This is a genomic window from Sphingomonas sp. GM_Shp_1, from assembly GCF_026540895.1.
Classification (GTDB): domain Bacteria; phylum Pseudomonadota; class Alphaproteobacteria; order Sphingomonadales; family Sphingomonadaceae; genus Sphingomonas.
On record NZ_JALNUR010000002.1, the window covers coordinates 11,602 to 28,478 of the forward strand.

Here is a 16,877-nt window from a genome sequence, read left to right on the forward strand (position 1 = left end):
ACCCGTCACAAACCGGAGCTAGGGAGCCGTCGCTTCCTCCCAAAGCACCGGAACGGACCGAAATCAGCATCATGCGCGATAGGGACACCAGCCCGCCCGCCCCCGGTTTCTGGACGCTCGCCAGCGTCGAGGGATGGGAACGTTGTGCGATCCAGGGCGCGAAGTCGCTGCTGACCCTGTTCCTGGTGACCGATCTGCTGGTCCGTCCGGGCGGCGCGGTGCTGGGGCTGCCGACATTGCGCGGCTGGATCGAGGGGGTGACCGGCGCGCATGGCGACATCGCCTTCGCCTCGCAACTTTACGGGCTTTACGGCGCACTGACCTATCTGGTCCTGCCATTGGGCGGCTGGATCGCCGATCGCAGCGGGCGGCGGCGGCCCGCCATGTATGCGGGGGCGGTGCTGATGGCGCTGGGGCTGCTCGCACTGGCCAGCCGGTCCTGGGCGCTGCCCGGCCTGGCGCTGATGATCGGCGGCATCGGCCTGCTCAAGGGCAATCTGGCCGCCGAGGTGGGGACGTTGCGGGGAGCATCGGGCGGGGATCGGCTGTTCGCCGCCTATCTGGCGTTTCTCAACGGCGGCACGATGCTTGGGCCGCTGATCGGCGGCTGGCTGGCGCTGAGATACGGGTTCGCCGCCGCCTTCGTCGCGATGGCGGGAACCATGGCCGCCGCGATCCTGACCCTGCGCACCGTGCCGCCGGTCCGGCGCGAATCGGTGGCCATCGCCGAAGCCGGTGCCACCGACTGGCGGCGCGTGATCCCCGCCATCGTCGCGGTGACCTTATGCTTCTGCGCCTATGAGCAGTTGACCAACATGGTGCTGGTCTGGGCGGAGCAGCGGGTCGCGCTGTCGGTCGCGGGGATGACGATACCGCCCAGTTGGCTGGCGGCGCTGGACGGGCTGTTCACCATCGCGCTGGCGCTGGGCGCCTATCGGCTCTGGCCGCATCTGGCGCGAAGGGACCGCGAACCGCGCGCCGCGCTCAAGCTCGCCATGGGGGGCGTGGCGACGGCGCTCGCCTATGCGCTGCTCGCCGGGTTGTCGGGCGGCGGGGACAGGATCGGCCTGGGCGGCCCCCTGGTCGCGGTGCTGCTGCTCGATATCGGCGTGGTGCTGGCCTGGCCCTCGGCGCTGGCGATCGTGACCGCCGGGGCCCCCGCGTCCCGGCGGGGCATGATGACCGGGCTCTTCTATCTCCACGGTTTCGTCGCGCATCTGGTGGTCGGCCAGTTGGGCACGCTCTATGCCCGCATGGCGCAACCGCATTTCTGGGCGATCCATCTCGGCCTCGCGCTCGCGGGGGCGGGCGTCGCGCTGCTGATCCCCCGCGCTCAGGCGACCACCACCTCCACCCCCGCCAGCGCGGCGGCATAGGCGGGCGACAGTTCCGCGTCGGTCACCAGCATCGCCACCGCATCGAGCGCCGCGACCTGGATCGTGCCGGGCCGGTCGAATTTGCTCCGGTCCGCCGCGATCAGGGTGCGGCGCGAGCGGGCGATCATCATCCGGCACACCGCCGCCTCTCCGCTGTGATAATCGGCAAAGCCATGGTCGAGATTGACCGACTCCACCGACAATATCGCCAGCGCGGGCGTGAACATCGCCAGATAGTCGCGCGCGGTGGCATCGAAACAGGCGCGATACTCATAATCCATCTCGCCACCCGCCAGCATGACGCGATTGTCGTTGCGCCCGCCCAGTTCGGCGGCGACCCCCACCGCGTTGGTGACGACGGTCAGCCCCTGATGATCGCGGAGCGCGCGGGCGACATAATGGCCGGTGGTGCTGGCATCGAGATAGATGGTCTGCCCGTCCGCCACCACCTGCGCGACGGCGGCGGCGATCCGCTGCTTGGCCTCGGCATGGCGTTGCAGCCGGGTGGCGAAGGAGCCCTCGGTCTCCACCTTGGCAATGCGCACCGCGCCATGCGCGCGGACGACCGCGCCGGAGGCTTCCAGCACGCGCAACTCGCGCCGCACCGTCTCCTCGGACACCGACAGCGCCTGGGCCAGTTCGCCGATGCCGTGGAACCCGCCCTCCCCCAATAGCGCCACGATCTCGTGCTGGCGGCGCTGTCGTTTCATCATCGCTTTTCGGGCTCCTGTTATCGGCGCGATGCTAGTCGCCACCGCGTGTCGGTCAATCGCTCGTGGCATTCGGACAGAATAGCCACAGGCCGCACACAAAGACGCCGATGGCGCAAAGGCCATCGGCGCGAAGGGGCGATCCGGTGCCGGCCTGGGGCAGGCCCCGGATCGGGGGAGGGGTAAGGGGTCAGAAGGCGTAGGTCAGGTTGAGCATGTAGATGCGCCCCGTCTCGACATAGCCGCCCTTGCGGTCGTTCGAGAGATAGGCCTTGCGCTCGCTGGTCGTCGCCCAATAGCTGTGCTCGTTGAACAGGTTCTGCACCGAGGCACCGACGGTCAGGCCCGAGGGCAGCGTATAGTTGACGATCAGGTTCGAGATGGTCGTCGGCTGGATATAGGTGTCCGGGCGGCTGGAACGCAGGTCGTACAGCCGGTCGCCGGTATAGTTATAGTTCCACTCCGCCGCGAACCCGCCATGGCTGTAGAACAGCGCGGCATTGTACATGACCTCAGGCGCCTGGGTCATGCGCTGCTGACGGTTCTGGCCGTTGACGAAGACGTTCGCCTGCGCCTTTTGCAGCGTGACGTTCGCCTGAAGCCCCAGCCCGTCGAGCAAACCCGGCAGACCTTTCAGCGAATAGCGGCCGAAGAATTCGACGCCATAGATCTTGCCGGTGGCGTTGGTGGTCAGGCTCGACACCTCGACCCCGCCCTGCTGTTCCGACTGGGGATTGCCCCAGATATTATAGTCGCCGCCCGCATTGGTGGTGCCGGTCGCGAACAGGACGTGGTTCAGATCCTTGTAGAAGGGGCTGACCGAGAAGAAGTCGGTGCCCTGCCCCTTATATTCGACCGAGGCGTCGTAATTCCACGAGGTCTGGGCATCGAGGTTCGGGTTGGGGATGAACACCCCGGTCAGTTCGTTCAGATCGTTGCGCGTCACCCGCGTCGGCCCGAGCAGCAGGTCGAAGGCGGGGCGCGAATAGCTCTTCCGGATCGAGGCGCGGACGACCACCGCGTCATTGGGCCGGTAATTGGCGATCACGCTCGGCAGCCACTGGTCGTAACTCCGCGACGAGGTCGCGAAACCGGCCGTGTTGCCCTGATCCTGCCAATAGGTGCCCTTGAACCGGTTATATTCGTAGCGGACGCCCGGCACGACCTGAAGGTCGCCGAATTGCAGCGTCGCCATGACATAGCCCGCCAGCCGGTTCTCGCGCCCGTCGAGGCGGTTCTCCTTCAGCTTGACCGAGTCCAGCCCGGCAAGCTTGGGGGTGGAAAGCTGCGCCACCTGGTTCTCGATATAGTCGGTGTCGATCAGGAAGATCGGCACCTGCGCCGCACCGTTCATGAACCCGCCGAGCAACCGCCCGGGCAGCGAGGTCAGCGCCGGGCCGGTCGCGGCATAGCGCGGCGAGTTGCTGCCATCCGCATTGGGGAAGGTATATTGCAGCGCGCCGTCGTCACCCAGCGCATTGGCGTGGCGCTTGGCATCCTCGACCTTGGCGCCCGCCGCGATCGACACCAGCCCCTGGTCGGCATGGTGCCAGACCGTGTCGAACTGCCCCTCCAGGCGGCGTTCCCAGGTATTCTCGAACTGCTGGGTGACGTACCACTGCTTCAGCTTCGACAGGTCGGTCAGATAGGCGCGCGCCGCGTCGGTCAGCACCACCTGGGGCGCGGTGCGGTCGCCGATCGAGGTGACCATGCGGTACGCCGCCGTACCGCTGTTGGTCGCGGTGCCGATATAGGGGCGGCCCGCGAAACCCGACTGGATGCGCAACGGATAATCCTGCGACCCGCGCGAATAGGCGCCGTGATAGTCGAAGGTGAAATCGCCCGAGCGCGTCTGGCCGCCGACCTTGGTGGTCACCAGTTCCTGCTTGCTGTGCTCGGTGCGGAAATAATGCGTCGCGGTCAGGCCGTAATCGGCGCGGAAGCCCGCCGCGTCATAGGAGCCGTTACCGGGGTTCGGATTGATCTGATCGGGCGCCAGGCTGGTCTGGCGCAGCGCGGTCTGGTCCATCCAGCTTTTGAGATTGTACCGGCCATAGGTGGAGTGCCAGTAAAGGTCGGTCCCCTCACCCTTCCAGTCGAAATTCAGCGTGCCGCCCATCCGCTCGATCCGGTTGCGGAAGGACTGCCACTGCACGCCGCGCGGGAAGAGATTGTCCAGATTGTCGCGGATCATGCCGGGGATGTTGGTGTTATACTTCTCCCAGTCGTGCTGCATCGCGGTCGACTCGCCCAGCACATGCTTCAGCCCGTAATAGGCCGAGGCATAGACGCCGAGATCGCCCAGACGCTGCGCCGTCTCCACCTGCACGGTTCCACCCCAGGGGTCCTGGCGACGCGCATCGGCGCGACCGGCGAGCTGGCCCTGAAGGCGGATCTGGGTGCGGTGGTTGGGCAGGTCGAACGCGGTGATCGGCACCATGTCGATGATGCCCGCAATCGCGTCGCCATCGAAGCGCGCGGTCGGCGCCTTGTCGACCCGCACCGTCTGGAGCGAGAAGGGCGAGAGCAGGTTCATCGAGATGGCGCGGGTGCGTGCATCGGTCTGCGCCAGCCGCACACCGTCGAGCGAATAGGCATTGTACGAGGTGTCGAGACCGCGGATCGAGACATATTGCGCCTCGCCCGTCGCCGCCGCGTTGCGCGACTGGTCGACCGAGGAGCTGATGCCCGGCAGGCGGGTCAGCAGGTCGGCCAGATTCTGCTGCGGCTGAAGGCGCAGTTCCTCGCCCGACACGACGGTCGCCAGCGACTGGCTGCGAAGCTGTTCGTCCTGCGCATCGACGATCGCCTGGCGATGGCCCTTGACGACCACTTCCTCGCCGACCTGCGGGTCGGGTTCGGCCGTGGCAGGCTCGGCAACGATCGGCGCGACCGGATCGGCGGCCAGCGCCGGTCCGGCGATCAGAAAGGTGGCGGCGGTGCCGCACAACAGGCGCACGACATGCGCCCGCTTGAACGAAGCGGTCATGGAAATTCCCCCTGGAACAATCGTGATGGCGACGCCCCCCGGGCGCCTTCGATGGCTCCGCTAGGGACGGGCTGTTACAATGCGATGACTTATTGACCGTTTTTTGATGACATTCCGAAATTCGGTCGTTCTTCGTGATGGCAGGCGGGAATGATCGAACCAATGTCACAGTTCTGACCCCGAAATTCGGCAGAGACGCCCAATGTCTGTCATGCCCGCCACCGCCCGCCGCCTCGCCCTGATGCTGGCGCCGTTCCTCTGTTCCGCCATCGCCATGCCCGCCGCCGCGCGATCGGAGGATGTGCCCAGGGGCATGACCCTGGACCGGGTGGTGATGCTGATGCGTCACGGCGTCCGCGCGCCACTGGACGGCGAAGTGCCGCACGGCACCCGCACCGCCCGGCCCTGGCCCCTATGGTCCACCCCGGAAAGCGAGTTGACGCCGCGTGGAGCGGACGCCCTGGCCATCGAGGCGCGCGCCGACCGGGCGGACTGGATCGCGCAAGGATTGCTCTTAGCGAAAGCCTGCCCCGCGCCCGGCACGGTGCGCATCCGCACCAACAGTTCATCGCGCACCATCGCCAGCGGGGCGGCCTATGCCAAGGGGCTCGCCCCCGGCTGCGCCCTGCCCGTCGAGCACGAGCCGATGGGACAGGTCGACCCGCTGTTCGAGCCGCTGCGCGCCCGCGCCACGCGCTTCGACGCGGCGGCGGCGGTGGCGGATATCGATCGCTTCACCGGCGGCATGGACGCGCTGGTCGCGCGGCACCGCGACGCGCTGCGCCTCCTCGACGCGGTGCTGGGGTGCGGCGATCCGGCGGGCTGCGATCCGGCGGGGGTGGCGCGGCTGACGCCGTCCGCCGATGGTCATGGCATCGACCTGACCGGCCCGATCCGCACCGCATCGGGCACCGCGCAGGTGCTGCTGCTGCAATATGCCGAGGAGCTGTCGCCCTCGGTCGGGGGAGCGCCGGTCGATGGCGCGGTGCTGGCGCGACTGGGCGCGGTCCATGCCGCGCTGTTCGACGTCTATTCGCGCTCGCCCTATATGGCGGCGCACCAGTCGGCGGCGTTCGGGCGCCACATGATCGCCGCGCTGACCGAGGCGAAGGGGCCGAAGCTGGACATACTGATTGGGCACGACACCAACGTCACCGCGCTGGCGGCGCTGCTGGGTTTCGATCTGGTCGCGCCGGGCTATGCGGTCAACGACGCGGCACCGGGCGGCGCGATCCTGATCCGGCGCTGGCATGACCGGGCGGGCAAGCCCTTCGTCACCCTCGCCTATCGCACCCAGTCGCCCGAACAGATCCGCGCCCGGTCGAACGCCGTGACGGTGACGCCGGTGCGGGTGCCGGGGTGCCCGACGGACGCGCCCTGCCCGCTCGACCGGTTCGTCGCGCTGTTCGGGGAAAAACTGGCGCCGCTTGCGGAATGATCGTCGCGCCGGTTCTCGTTACCGGGTGAAATTGCCGTCATCCGCCCACATGGACATGGACGTCGCGTGCCGATTGATCCAACGCGTTCCGACCGGGACGACCCTGTCGACATGATCCAGATCGACAGGGCGACCGGAACGACGATTTGGAAGCTGTTGATGAGTCTGCACCTGATTCTCGTCGAGGACGACGAAGACTATGCGCAGGGGCTGGCCGCCGACCTGAAGGCGATGGGCCACCGGGTCGAACGTGCCGGTGACGGGCGACAGGCGCTCGCCGCGCTCGACCGCGAACAATATGATGCGGTGATCCTCGACCGGATGATGCCGCGCCTCGACGGGCTGTCGGTGGTCGAGACCTTGCGCGCGCGCGGGATCACCGTGCCGGTCATCATGCTGACCGCGCTGTCCATGGCATCGGACAAGGTCGACGGGCTGGAGGCGGGGGCCGATGACTATGTCGTCAAGCCGGTCGCCGCCGAGGAACTGGTCGCGCGCATCCATGCGGTGATGCGCGGTCGCCGCTGGATGGTCAGCGAAACCGACACGATCCGCGCGGGCGATATCGTGGTCAGCCCGACCAGCTTTCGCGCATGGCGCGGCGGCCAGCCGATCACGCTGGCCAATCTGGAACTCAAGCTGCTGGCCGAACTGGCGCGCCATGCCGGTGAGGTGCTGACCCGCGCCATGCTGATCGAGCGTGTCTGGGGCTATGATTTCGAGCCGGAGACCAACATCGTCGATGTCTATATCCGGCGGCTGCGCATGAAGCTGACCGAACAGGGCGGCGCGGACCCGATCGAAACGGTGCGCGGGATCGGCTATTCGTTGAAACCATGATCGAACGCGCGATCCGGCGGATGAGCTTGCGCAGGTTGACCGCCTGCGTCCTGATCCTGTTCCTGATCGCGACGGTGGCGACCGGCATATCGATCCTGGCCGCCAACCGCGTCACCGTCGCGCGGCTGGTCGATCAGCGGATCGAGGCGATCGCCGAACTGGTGCTGGAACGCGATGCCGGGCAGGCCATGGTGCCGACGTCCGAAATACGGGCCCGCATCGCCACCTTGTCGGGCGCGCGCGATACCGGCGATGTCGGCCTGTTGCTGCTCGATCCGGCGGGGCGGGCGTTGGGCGGCAACATCGCGCTCCGCCGCCCCCTGCCGCTGGGTCGATCCGACCTGCGCGAGCGGGACGGGATCATCGGCCTGTCGCATGGCCGCGCGCTGGTTCGCGAGGCGGGCGCGGGGCGGCGGCTGGTTGTGGTGGCGGAAACCGAGCCCTTCGACAGCTACCGTGCGACGCGCACCCGCATCTATCTGATCGGCTTCGGGTCGATCATCCTGATCGTGTTCGGCGGGGTGATCGCCTTTTCCCTGCTGGTCAGTCGCCGGATCGGCGACCAGCGGCGCACGGTCGAGGCGATCATCGCAGGCAACATCCGCCACCGCGTGCCCGTCACCGGATCGGACGACGAGTTCGACCGCCAGGCCGCCGCGTTCAACCGGATGCTCGACCGGATCGGCGAGTTGATGGAGGGATTGCGCGGCGTCTCCAACGACATCGCGCATGATCTGCGCACCCCCCTCGCCCGGCTTCGCGGACAGGTGGCGCGGATCGCCCAGGAGGCGCAGGACCCGGTCCAGGCCGAGCGCGCCTCCGCCGCGCTGGCGCAGTGCGACACGCTGCTCGCCATGTTCGCCGCTTTGCTGCGTATCGCCGAGATCGAGGCGGGGCACCGGCAGGCGGGCTTCGCGCCCGTCGATCTGGCGGCGCTGGTCGAGGAAACCGCGACCATGATGATCCCCGTCGCCGAGGAGGCGGGACAGCGGCTGGGCGTCACCGCGACCGTGCGCCCGACCACGTTCGTCGGCGACCGGCAGTTGCTGATCCAGGCGCTGGTCAACCTGATCGGCAATGCGATCAAATATGGTGCGCCGGGCGGCGCGATCCGCGTCGCGCTGGACGGAGCGGCAGACGGCGACGTGACGTTGAGCGTCGCCGATGACGGCCCCGGCATCCCGCCCGAGCAGCGCGCCCGGGCGCTGCGCCGTTTCGGACGGCTCGATTCGTCGCGCGGACAGGCGGGGCACGGCCTGGGCCTGCCGCTGGTCGCCGCGATCGCGCGGCTGCATCGCGGGCGGCTGGTGCTGGGCGATGCGGAACCGGGACTCCGGGTGTCCCTGATCCTGCCCGGACGCTAGGGCCGATCGACATTCATTCCTCCCCTGCAAGGGGAGGAATAAGCTTGGTGCGGCCTGAATGTCGATTGGTCTTAAAACGGACCGAAGGGGAGGAATGACTCCACGCGACAGGCCCCACAAAAAAGGCCGCCCCGAAGGGCGGCCCGTCAGTCGGGGTATCGATCGGGATCAGAAGCGGACCGTCCCCTCCAGACCGATGGTGCGGGGCGGGTTGAAGTTGCCGTAATCGCCCAGCGTCGTCGCGTTCGCCGCCGAGCGACGATAGATGAACGTGTTGTCGAGCAGGTTGCGGCTCCACAGCGAGATGGTCATCTTCGTGCCGTTCTCGGTCAGCGGCAGGTCGGCCAGCGCGATACGACCGTTCATCACGAAGGTCTTGTCGGTGCGGGTCGTCTCGTTCTGGAAGCTATAGGCCGGGTCGGCATAGTTGCCGTCCAGGTGGAAGCGCACCTTGGCGTCCGAACCGGGCAGCGGCACTTCGTAATCGACATAGGCCGAGGCGGCGTTGCGCGGCGTGTAGACGACGAACACCTGGGTCAGCGCGTTGCCCAGGAACGGGTTCGGCGTGGCGGGCACGTTGGTATAGGTATAGGCATAGGACGCGCCCACCGTCATGCCCTCGACCGGATTGGTCGTGATATCGGCCTCGATCCCGCGAATCTTGGACGTGCCCGGCGCGTTGCGGGTTTCCTCGGTATGCAGGTTGTAGGTCGGGCTCGACGGGTTGGTGTCGACATTGTCGAAATCGATCTGCGTGCCCGTGCGGTCCATGATGTACCCGGCCAGGTTCAGGCGGACGCGGCGGTCGAACAGGTCCATCTTCGACCCGATCTCATAGGCCTTGACCGCTTCGGGACCGAAGGCGGCGAAGGTCTGCGAACGGTCGTTGGCCCCGCCCGCGCGGTAGCCGGTCGAGTATTTGGCATAGAGATGGACGGTGTCGGTCGCGTCGAACGCCGCCGTCACCATCGGATCGAACCGGTTGTTATTGAAGGTGAAGGGGAAGTTGGTCGACTTGCCCTGCACCAGATACAGCGTGCCGTTGCGCTTGTCGCGGGTGTAGCGACCGCCCAGCGTCAGGTGAAAGGCGTCGAAGCCTGCGGGCGTATAGGTTCCCTGCGCGAACGCCGCATAGCTATAGGCGCGCGCGAAGCTGCCCCGCTGGAGGAAGAACGACCCCGGTGCCCAGCCCTGGTTGCCCGAGCCGATGGTGCCCAGCGCGGTCTGCGACAGGATGGTGTAGCCGGTGCCGTCGGCATTCCACTGGTTGGTCGACGGGGTCGCGGCCTCTTCGCGGGCGTTCTCGGTGAAGTAATAGAGACCGGCCACGTAATCGAACTGTGGCACGCTGCCCACCGCCTGGAATTCCTGGCTGAACTGGTGCTGCTGCATGAAGGACAGGCTGTAGCGGCTGAACTTGCCGTTCGGCAGGAAGACGGTGCGGTGCGCGCCGCCCGAATTGTCCCACTGATCGGTGGTGACACCGCGCCATGCGGTGATCGAGCGCAGCTCCAGCCCCGGCGCGACGTCATAATTCAGCTTGGCCGAGAAGCCGTGCGTCTTGTCGACGCTATATTGCTGGGGCACGCCGATATCGGCGGTCTTCATGCGGTTGTCGCCCGACACGACGACCAGCGGCGACAAGGGCGCGATGGTGCCCGCGGGCAGCTTGCCGCCATTGGCGTTGATCTGCGCGATCGTCGCGACGGGCAGGCCGCGCGGATTGTAGTTGATGAGCTGGCTGTAGAAGGGCGTGTTCTCGTCCTTCGCCTGGTCATAGGACAGCTCGGCCGAGAAACCGTCGACCGGCTTCCATACGGCGGCGACATGGCCGCCGACGCGGTTGAACGCGCCCCAGCCCACGCTGCCGGGCAGCGGGTTCTTCACGAACGGGTTCTGGTGCTGGATCACGCCGTCCAGCTTGATCGCGATATTGTTGAATTCGGGCAGGTTGACGTGCGCGGCGGTGTTGTACGCGCCGTAATTGCCGAACCCGGCGGTCAGCGAGCCGCCGAACTTGCCGGTCGGCTTGGCGGTGACGATCGACAGCGCGCCGCCCTCGGTGTTGCGGCCGAACAGCGTGCCCTGGGGCCCGCGCAGCACTTCGACGCGCTCGATGTCGAACAGCGCGGCGTTCAGGCCCTGCGAGCGACCGATATAGACGCCGTCGAAATAGACGCCGACGCCGGTGTCACGCGCGGTCTGGTTCTGGTCGAAGGGGACGATGCCACGGATGCCGACGGTCAGCGCCGACTGGCGCGCCTCGAAGGTGGCGACGCGCAAGCTCGGCACGCTGCCGTCCGCCAGGTCGAGCAGGCTCTGGACGTGGCGGTCCTTGATCATCGCGGGGTCGATGACCGAGATCGCGATCGGCGTCTTCTGAAGGCTGGTCTCGCGCTTGGTCGCGGTGACCACGATTTCCTTCAGCTCGCCCGTATCGGCGGTCGGTTCCGCCGCAGCGGCCGCAGGGGCCGGATCGGCCGGCTTGGTGTCGGCGGCGAAAGCGGGAGCGCCCGCCAGCGCCAGAAGCGCGGTCCCGCCCAGCAGCGTCGCGCGAATGAAATTGGTCGTCATGATCGTAATTATCCCTATCCCCCGATCGACCTGTCAGGTCGTCGCTGGCCGCGCGGATAGGGGCGCTGAAAGAAGCTGGTGTTACCTTTCCATGACCTGCCGAGACTTGTTCATTTCATCTTGGTTTCATCTTGGGCGGCTGTACTTGGCGCGGGCGCACCGTAAGTCCCGCTTTGGCGCACCAATTCCATCTTTTGCGGCACGGTACCGATCTCGATTCCTTTCTCCCTCAGCGTCGACAGGAGCGCGAACAACACGGCGCTGCGCGTGCCATAGGCGGCGCGCGGGCTGTCGACATGGGCGAAGCAGTTGAAATGGATGCGACCGTCGATGATCGAGTCGATAAAGGCCTTGGGTGCCGGGTCGTCCAGCACCGCCGACTCCGCCGCGAAGGAATTCAGCACCGCCTTGCGCACCACCTCCGCATCTTCCTCGATCGGCACGGAAAACTGGATCTGAACCCGTCCCAGCGGCCCGGACAGCGTCTTGTTGAGCACCGACTTGGTGATCAGCTCGGAGTTGGGGACGATCAGCGTCGAATGGTCGGCCAGCTCGATCTCGGTCGAGCGCACGCTGATCCGCTTGACGTCGCCCTCGTCGGCACCGACCCGGATCAGGTCGCCGATCTTGATCGGCCGCTCGGCCAGCAAGATCAGGCCGGAGACGAAATTCTGGGTGATCGCCTGAAGGCCGAAACCGATGCCGACCGAGAGGGCGGATAGCAGCAGCGCGATCCGCTCCACCCCGATGCCCAGCGATGCGAGCGCCCAGATGACCGCGAGCGCGATGCCGATATAGCGCGCGACCAGGCTGATCGAATTGCGCCCCGACCCGTCTAGGTCGGTCGCGGGCAGGTAACGCTGCTCCAGCCAGCGCATGAAGATGCGCACCAGCCCCAGCCCGACGAACAGCACGACCAGCCCCTGCAGGATCGCACCGGGCGATATCCAGACATTGCCGACCTTGATCCCGTCGGCGACCGTGGCGAGCTGGTCGAAGATCGCCCCGGGATCGCCGCTCGCCCCGAAGGGCCGCAACAGCATCCCCAGCGCCAGCAGGACGAGCGCCAGCCGCACCACGCCCGACAGGATCAGCCCGAACTGGTCGACCATGCTGCCGCGAATGCCCAGCGCACGGGTCACGGTGATGCCGACCCTGCTGTCCCGCACGAAGACGGTGGTGGCGATATCGTCCGCCGCGACCAGCATCAGATACAGCGCCGAGCCGAGCAGCACGGTCCAGCCGATCATCAGCGCGACGAACCAGCTGAACCAGATATAGCCGATGACCAGCGCCAGCCCGGCCACTCCCACCGCGATCCAGGCGAGCAGGGTCGCGACGCTCAGCCCCGCGCTGACGCCCGCATGGGTCGCATCCTCGCTCGTGGCGCGGCGGGCGCGCAACTGGCCCAGCACGACCAGCGTCGCGACGATCAGCAACAGATGGAGCAGGGCCTCGGTCGCCTGGGTGGCGACCACCGCGCTGCGGCTGCTGCCGATCGCGCCCTCGAACGACCCGATCATCGCGGTCGCGAAGGTCAGCAGCGTCAGCACCCAGGACAGCGGGCGTAGGCGGTTGGCCGTTTCGTCGTCGATCGGGGCGATCCGCCAGCTCGGCTGGCTCCGCATCAGGACCGCGCCGGTCACCGCCGCCGTGAACCCCGCCACGCCCGAGGCGAAGACGAAACCGTCGAGAAAACTCGTCCAGCGCTGCGGCAACAATCCCGACCAGCGCAGCCCCTGGACGAAGATGAAGGCCGCCGCCAGCGGGCACAGCGTGCCCACCGCCACCCGCCAGAACGTGTTGGCGGAGCGCCGCACCCGGCTGGGCGGCGCCTCCGCGATCAGACGGCGCTGCGCCAGTCGATGCGCGCCCAGCCGGACCGGGCCGAGCAGCATGATCGCCAGCGCGAACCCGAGCAGCGCATGCCACGGCACCCCACCGCGCCAGTGCTGCGCCACCTGTTCGCTGCCCTGTTTCAGGAACAGGCCGACACGGCGAAGGTCGCGCGGCGCCTGTTCCAGCACGATGCTCCAAAAGGCCGGGCTCAGCGGCGACGGCGTCTTGGAAGATAGTTTCTCATTGAACCGCTCGGCCTGGCTGCGGTCGATCTCGTCGATCAACTGTCCCGCCTCCACGCCCGCCAGCCGCCCGCGCTTGATCGCGGCGTCGAGCGTCGAACGCAGCGTCGACAGGCTCTTGCGCTGCGCCTGCAATTCCGGGGCCTCGACCTCGCCCGGCGTGGCGGTGCCGAGACCCGTGATCCGCGCATTGACCAGCGCCAGTTGCTCGGTCAGGTCGGCGACCGCCTGCGTCGTGGCGTCCTGCGCCCCCTGCGCCCGTTCGCGCAGCGCGCGGCGGTCGTCGTCATCGACCTGAGCATCCAGCGCCCGGTCGACCGACCGCACATCCACCTCGGCCTGGGCGATGCGGGTGGTGGCTTCCGCCGCCGGATTGCCCTGCGCCGATACGGGCACCGCCATGGCGGCCAGCGCGATCAGCGCCGTCACGAACGCCGTCACCCATGCGGCGAGCCGGGCCCGAATGGCGGTTCGTGAAGTGGCGGGCGACGACGGAAGATTTCGGGGCATGAAACGGGCCGTAAATTGCTGACTCCCGGCTCATAGCTTCCCGCACCCCGTCCGACGAGGGGGAAGCCGCGTGGACCCACGGCCACGGGCCGCCCGCTCCGATTGTCACCTCGTCCGGTTTCGGGTGTATCGGGGAGCCCGCAAGCACTGGGATCGTTGAAGAGGCTCGGGATTTTTCTGCGCATGACGGATTTGGCATCGATGAACGGGCAATCACCCCCACCAGCGCCGTCCGCTCCGATGCCCCAGGGCCCGGTGCACCGCGATGCGCATGTGCTGGCCGGGATCAACCGCATCCTTCAGGAAGCGCTGCGCGCCTCGACCGAGGAGGAACTGGGTCGACTGTGCCTGGAGGTGGCGGAGGACCTGACCGGAGCGGAATTCAGCTTCTTCGGCGAACGGGGCCCATCGCACGACCGGCTGGACCATATTGCGATCAGCGAGCGCGGCTGGGCCGCCTATGGCGGCGGCGATCCCGATTACAGCGAGCGACGACTTCCCAACGGCATGAAGATCCACGGCATCTTCGGCCAGGTGATTCTTCAGAATCGCAGCCTGATCGTCAACGATCCCGCCAGCCATCCCGACCGGGTGGGCACGCCCGACGGGCATCCGGGGCTGCGCAACTTCCTGGGCGTGCCGCTGCGCCGCGATGGAGAGACCTTCGCGATGTTCGCCCTCGGCAACCACCCGACCGGCTTCACCGAACGCGAACTGGCGATCGCCGAGGAACTGGCCCCCGCCATCGTCCAGGCGCTCCTTCGCAAACGTGCCGAGGTCGCCTCCCGCGCCAGCCAGCGCCGCCTGCTGTCGCTGATCGAAGGAATACCGCAACTGGTGTGGACCGCGACGCGCGACGGCCAATGGACCTGGGCGAGCGCGCAATGGGTGGCGATGACCGGCCTGTCGGTCAAGCAAAGCCTGGGCGACGGCTGGCTGGCCGCCGTTCATCCCGACGACCGGGACGCCGCGCGTCGTTTCTGGGAAAGCGCGAGCGAGAATGGCGATCTGGCGATGGAGGGACGGCTGCGCCACGGCGAAACCGGTCGCTATCGCTGGTTCAAGACGCGCGCGACGCCGGTGCATGACGATCATGGCCGGGTGGTCGAATGGTTCGGCACCTCCACCGACATCGACACCCTGCGCCGCCTGCGCGAACGGCAGGAGACGCTGGTCGCCGAGTTGCAGCACCGGGTGCGCAACATCCTGACCATCGTCCGGTCGATCTTCACCCGCACGGTCGAAAGCGGCGGTCCGATCGACGAGATCGCGGACCATTTCCGCGGGCGGCTCGACTCGCTGGCGCGCACGCAGGTCGTCGCGACCCAGACGCGGTCGGGCAAGATCGACCTGGAAAACCTGATCCGCGACGAGCTGCTGGGCGTCGGTGCGATCGAGGACGAACGGCTGTCGATCGAGGGGCCGGACGTGGCCTTGCCCGCCGATACGGCCGAGTCGATCGGGCTGGCGATCCATGAATTGACCACCAATGCGCTCAAATACGGGGCGCTGCGCCACCCCGCCGGCAGGCTGACCATCGCATGGGGAATCGAACATAAATCAAATAATAAATGTGAACTGATTGTAAAATGGGATGAAACAGGTGTACCAGCGATGCCGGTCCCACCCGTACGCCAGGGATTCGGGACCGAGTTGATCCGTGAGGCTTTGCCCTATGGGCTGGGTGCGCGGACCAGACTGGAATTTCGCGGTGGCGGCGTGCTGTGCGTGGTATCCCTGCCATGGAGCGCGGACGACACCGATCCTGTGAACCGGAGCGCCGAGGGATGAGTCAGCCATCACCGCTCGCCGACAAGCGGATTCTTGTGGTCGAGGATGAATATTTCATCGCCCGCGACCTGGAACGGGCCCTGCGCGCCGCCGATGCGATCGTGGTCGGCCCGGTCGCGACCCTCGAACAGGGGCTGGACCTGGCCGAGACCCAGGCGCTCGACGCCGCCGTGCTGGACGTCAACCTGTCGGGCGAGCGCGCCTTCGAGATCGCCGACCGCCTGTCCGCGCGCGACGTGCCCTGGACCTTCCTGACCGGCTATGACGAATGGGCGTTGCCGGCCCCCTATCGCTCCGCCTCGATCGTCGCCAAGCCGTTTCAGGCCGACCGCGTCGTTCGCGCGATCGGGGCGCTGATGCCCGACAAAGGATGCGCATGACCCCTGCTATCGCCGCTTCGGCCGCTTCGCCCGATACCGTGGCCACCGCCGCGATCCGCCGGTTGTCCGCGCTGTCGCCGCTCGATGCGGGGGACCTGGCGGTGCTGGAGCGGGCCGCCGAAAGGGCGCGGACCTATCCGGTGCGGCACAGCTTCCTGACCATCGGCCGTCCCGTCGCGGAGCCGTTGCTGGTCCTGCAGGGTTGGGCGGCGCGCGTTCGCGTCCTGCCCGATGGGCGGCGGCAGTTCATGAGTTTCTACCTGCCCGGCGAAGTGATCGGGACGACGCGCCATGCCACGCCGATCGCCTCGGCGACGGTGGTGTCGCTGACCGAATGCACCGTCTGCACCGCGCCCACCGCCACGCCGGGCTCTTCGCTGGAACAGGCCTATGCGATCGGCGAGGCGCTGGACGAGGCCTATCTGCTGGGCCATGTGGTCCAGCTCGGGCGGCTCAATGCGCAGGAGCGGATCGGCGACTTCCTGCTGGAAATCTATGAGCGGCTGTCGCTCGCCGGGCTGACCGTGGGCGGCAGTTTCGAGATGCCGCTGACCCAGGAAATGCTGGCCGACGCGCTGGGGCTGACCCCGGTCCATGTCAACCGGATGATCCAGCAGGCACGGCGCGACGGCGAGTTGATGTGGAAGTCGGGTCGGGTCCTGCTACGCGATCCCGAACGCACCGCGCGGACCATCGGTCGTTTCAGCCCGCAGGTCACCGGCCAGCAGACCCCGCTCGACACGCATTCCGCGCAATATGGCGACTGACTCCGTCCCCGCTTAAGGCGTACCGGGCGCGGCGTACCCTGCGTCGGTCCTGACAGG

Annotated in this window: 11 protein-coding genes; 7 read left to right on the forward strand and 4 right to left on the reverse strand. The window is 67.5% G+C overall.

The genetic code is table 11. The annotated features are described in order from the left end of the window. The first annotated feature begins 71 nt into the window (after positions 1-71). Complete coding sequence (locus OXQ33_RS01265) at positions 72-1,376, forward strand: MFS transporter (protein ID WP_267432743.1); 1,305 nt, start codon at positions 72-74, stop codon at positions 1,374-1,376. Here the strand turns inward: OXQ33_RS01265 and OXQ33_RS01270 are convergent. After that, positions 1,334-2,089: a DeoR/GlpR family DNA-binding transcription regulator gene (locus OXQ33_RS01270; RefSeq protein WP_267432745.1), complete on the reverse strand. Its 756-nt coding sequence runs from the start codon at positions 2,087-2,089 to the stop codon at positions 1,334-1,336. The two genes, OXQ33_RS01265 and OXQ33_RS01270, sit on opposite strands and share 43 nt — an antisense overlap. A 187-nt stretch (positions 2,090-2,276) precedes the next feature. Then, positions 2,277-5,075 (reverse strand): TonB-dependent receptor, encoded by a 2,799-nt coding sequence (locus OXQ33_RS01275; RefSeq protein WP_267432747.1) that lies wholly within the window; start codon positions 5,073-5,075, stop codon positions 2,277-2,279. A gap of 211 nt (positions 5,076-5,286) precedes the next feature. Between OXQ33_RS01275 and OXQ33_RS01280 the strand changes: the two genes are divergently transcribed. The 3 genes from OXQ33_RS01280 (at position 5,287) to OXQ33_RS01290 (ending at position 8,717) form a co-directional block, all read left to right on the forward strand. Next, on the forward strand, positions 5,287-6,513 hold the full coding sequence (locus OXQ33_RS01280) for a histidine-type phosphatase (protein WP_267432748.1): 1,227 nt from the start codon (positions 5,287-5,289) through the stop codon (positions 6,511-6,513). A gap of 159 nt (positions 6,514-6,672) precedes the next feature. After that, on the forward strand, positions 6,673-7,353 hold the full coding sequence (locus tag OXQ33_RS01285) for a response regulator transcription factor (protein ID WP_267433045.1): 681 nt from the start codon (positions 6,673-6,675) through the stop codon (positions 7,351-7,353). After that, on the forward strand, positions 7,350-8,717 hold the full coding sequence (locus OXQ33_RS01290) for an ATP-binding protein (protein ID WP_267432749.1): 1,368 nt from the start codon (positions 7,350-7,352) through the stop codon (positions 8,715-8,717). Before OXQ33_RS01285 ends, OXQ33_RS01290 begins: the two co-directional genes overlap by 4 nt. Before the next feature lie 168 nt (positions 8,718-8,885). On the opposite strand, the gene OXQ33_RS01295 is transcribed toward OXQ33_RS01290, so the two are convergent. Then, on the reverse strand, positions 8,886-11,291 hold the full coding sequence (locus OXQ33_RS01295) for a TonB-dependent receptor (RefSeq protein ID WP_267432750.1): 2,406 nt from the start codon (positions 11,289-11,291) through the stop codon (positions 8,886-8,888). 110 nt (positions 11,292-11,401) lie between these two features. Further along, positions 11,402-13,882, reverse strand: a complete 2,481-nt coding sequence (locus OXQ33_RS01300; RefSeq protein WP_346015331.1) for a DUF3772 domain-containing protein — start codon at positions 13,880-13,882, stop codon at positions 11,402-11,404. Positions 13,883-14,122: 240 nt separating this feature from the next. Between OXQ33_RS01300 and OXQ33_RS01305 the strand changes: the two genes are divergently transcribed. Genes OXQ33_RS01305 through OXQ33_RS01315 form a run of 3 tightly spaced genes read left to right on the forward strand, consistent with a single transcriptional unit; the run spans position 14,123 to position 16,820 of the window. Beyond that, positions 14,123-15,673 carry a GAF domain-containing protein gene (locus OXQ33_RS01305; RefSeq protein WP_267432751.1) on the forward strand — a complete coding sequence of 517 codons (1,551 nt, stop codon included), beginning with the start codon at positions 14,123-14,125 and terminating at the stop codon, positions 15,671-15,673. Next, complete coding sequence (locus tag OXQ33_RS01310; RefSeq protein ID WP_267432752.1) at positions 15,670-16,053, forward strand: response regulator; 384 nt, start codon at positions 15,670-15,672, stop codon at positions 16,051-16,053. The genes OXQ33_RS01305 and OXQ33_RS01310 overlap by 4 nt, the downstream gene beginning before the upstream one ends. Beyond that, positions 16,050-16,820, forward strand: coding sequence for a Crp/Fnr family transcriptional regulator (locus OXQ33_RS01315; RefSeq protein ID WP_267432754.1), 771 nt, complete (start codon positions 16,050-16,052; stop codon positions 16,818-16,820). The genes OXQ33_RS01310 and OXQ33_RS01315 overlap by 4 nt, the downstream gene beginning before the upstream one ends. Positions 16,821-16,877 lie beyond the last annotated feature (57 nt).

Excerpts from the sequence above, each read along its gene's own strand:
- OXQ33_RS01295 (WP_267432750.1), bottom strand. The coding sequence starts at position 11,291 with ATGACGACCAATTTCATTCGCGCGACGCTGCTGGGCGGGACCGCGCTT.
- OXQ33_RS01270 (WP_267432745.1), bottom strand. The coding sequence starts at position 2,089 with ATGATGAAACGACAGCGCCGCCAGCACGAGATCGTGGCGCTATTGGGG.
- OXQ33_RS01300 (WP_346015331.1), bottom strand. The coding sequence starts at position 13,882 with ATGCCCCGAAATCTTCCGTCGTCGCCCGCCACTTCACGAACCGCCATT.
- OXQ33_RS01290 (WP_267432749.1), top strand. The coding sequence starts at position 7,350 with ATGATCGAACGCGCGATCCGGCGGATGAGCTTGCGCAGGTTGACCGCC.
- OXQ33_RS01285 (WP_267433045.1), top strand. The coding sequence starts at position 6,673 with ATGAGTCTGCACCTGATTCTCGTCGAGGACGACGAAGACTATGCGCAG.
- OXQ33_RS01265 (WP_267432743.1), top strand. The coding sequence starts at position 72 with ATGCGCGATAGGGACACCAGCCCGCCCGCCCCCGGTTTCTGGACGCTC.
- OXQ33_RS01305 (WP_267432751.1), top strand. The coding sequence starts at position 14,123 with ATGCCCCAGGGCCCGGTGCACCGCGATGCGCATGTGCTGGCCGGGATC.
- OXQ33_RS01280 (WP_267432748.1), top strand. The coding sequence starts at position 5,287 with ATGCCCGCCACCGCCCGCCGCCTCGCCCTGATGCTGGCGCCGTTCCTC.
- OXQ33_RS01310 (WP_267432752.1), top strand. The coding sequence starts at position 15,670 with ATGAGTCAGCCATCACCGCTCGCCGACAAGCGGATTCTTGTGGTCGAG.
- OXQ33_RS01275 (WP_267432747.1), bottom strand. The coding sequence starts at position 5,075 with ATGACCGCTTCGTTCAAGCGGGCGCATGTCGTGCGCCTGTTGTGCGGC.
- OXQ33_RS01315 (WP_267432754.1), top strand. The coding sequence starts at position 16,050 with ATGACCCCTGCTATCGCCGCTTCGGCCGCTTCGCCCGATACCGTGGCC.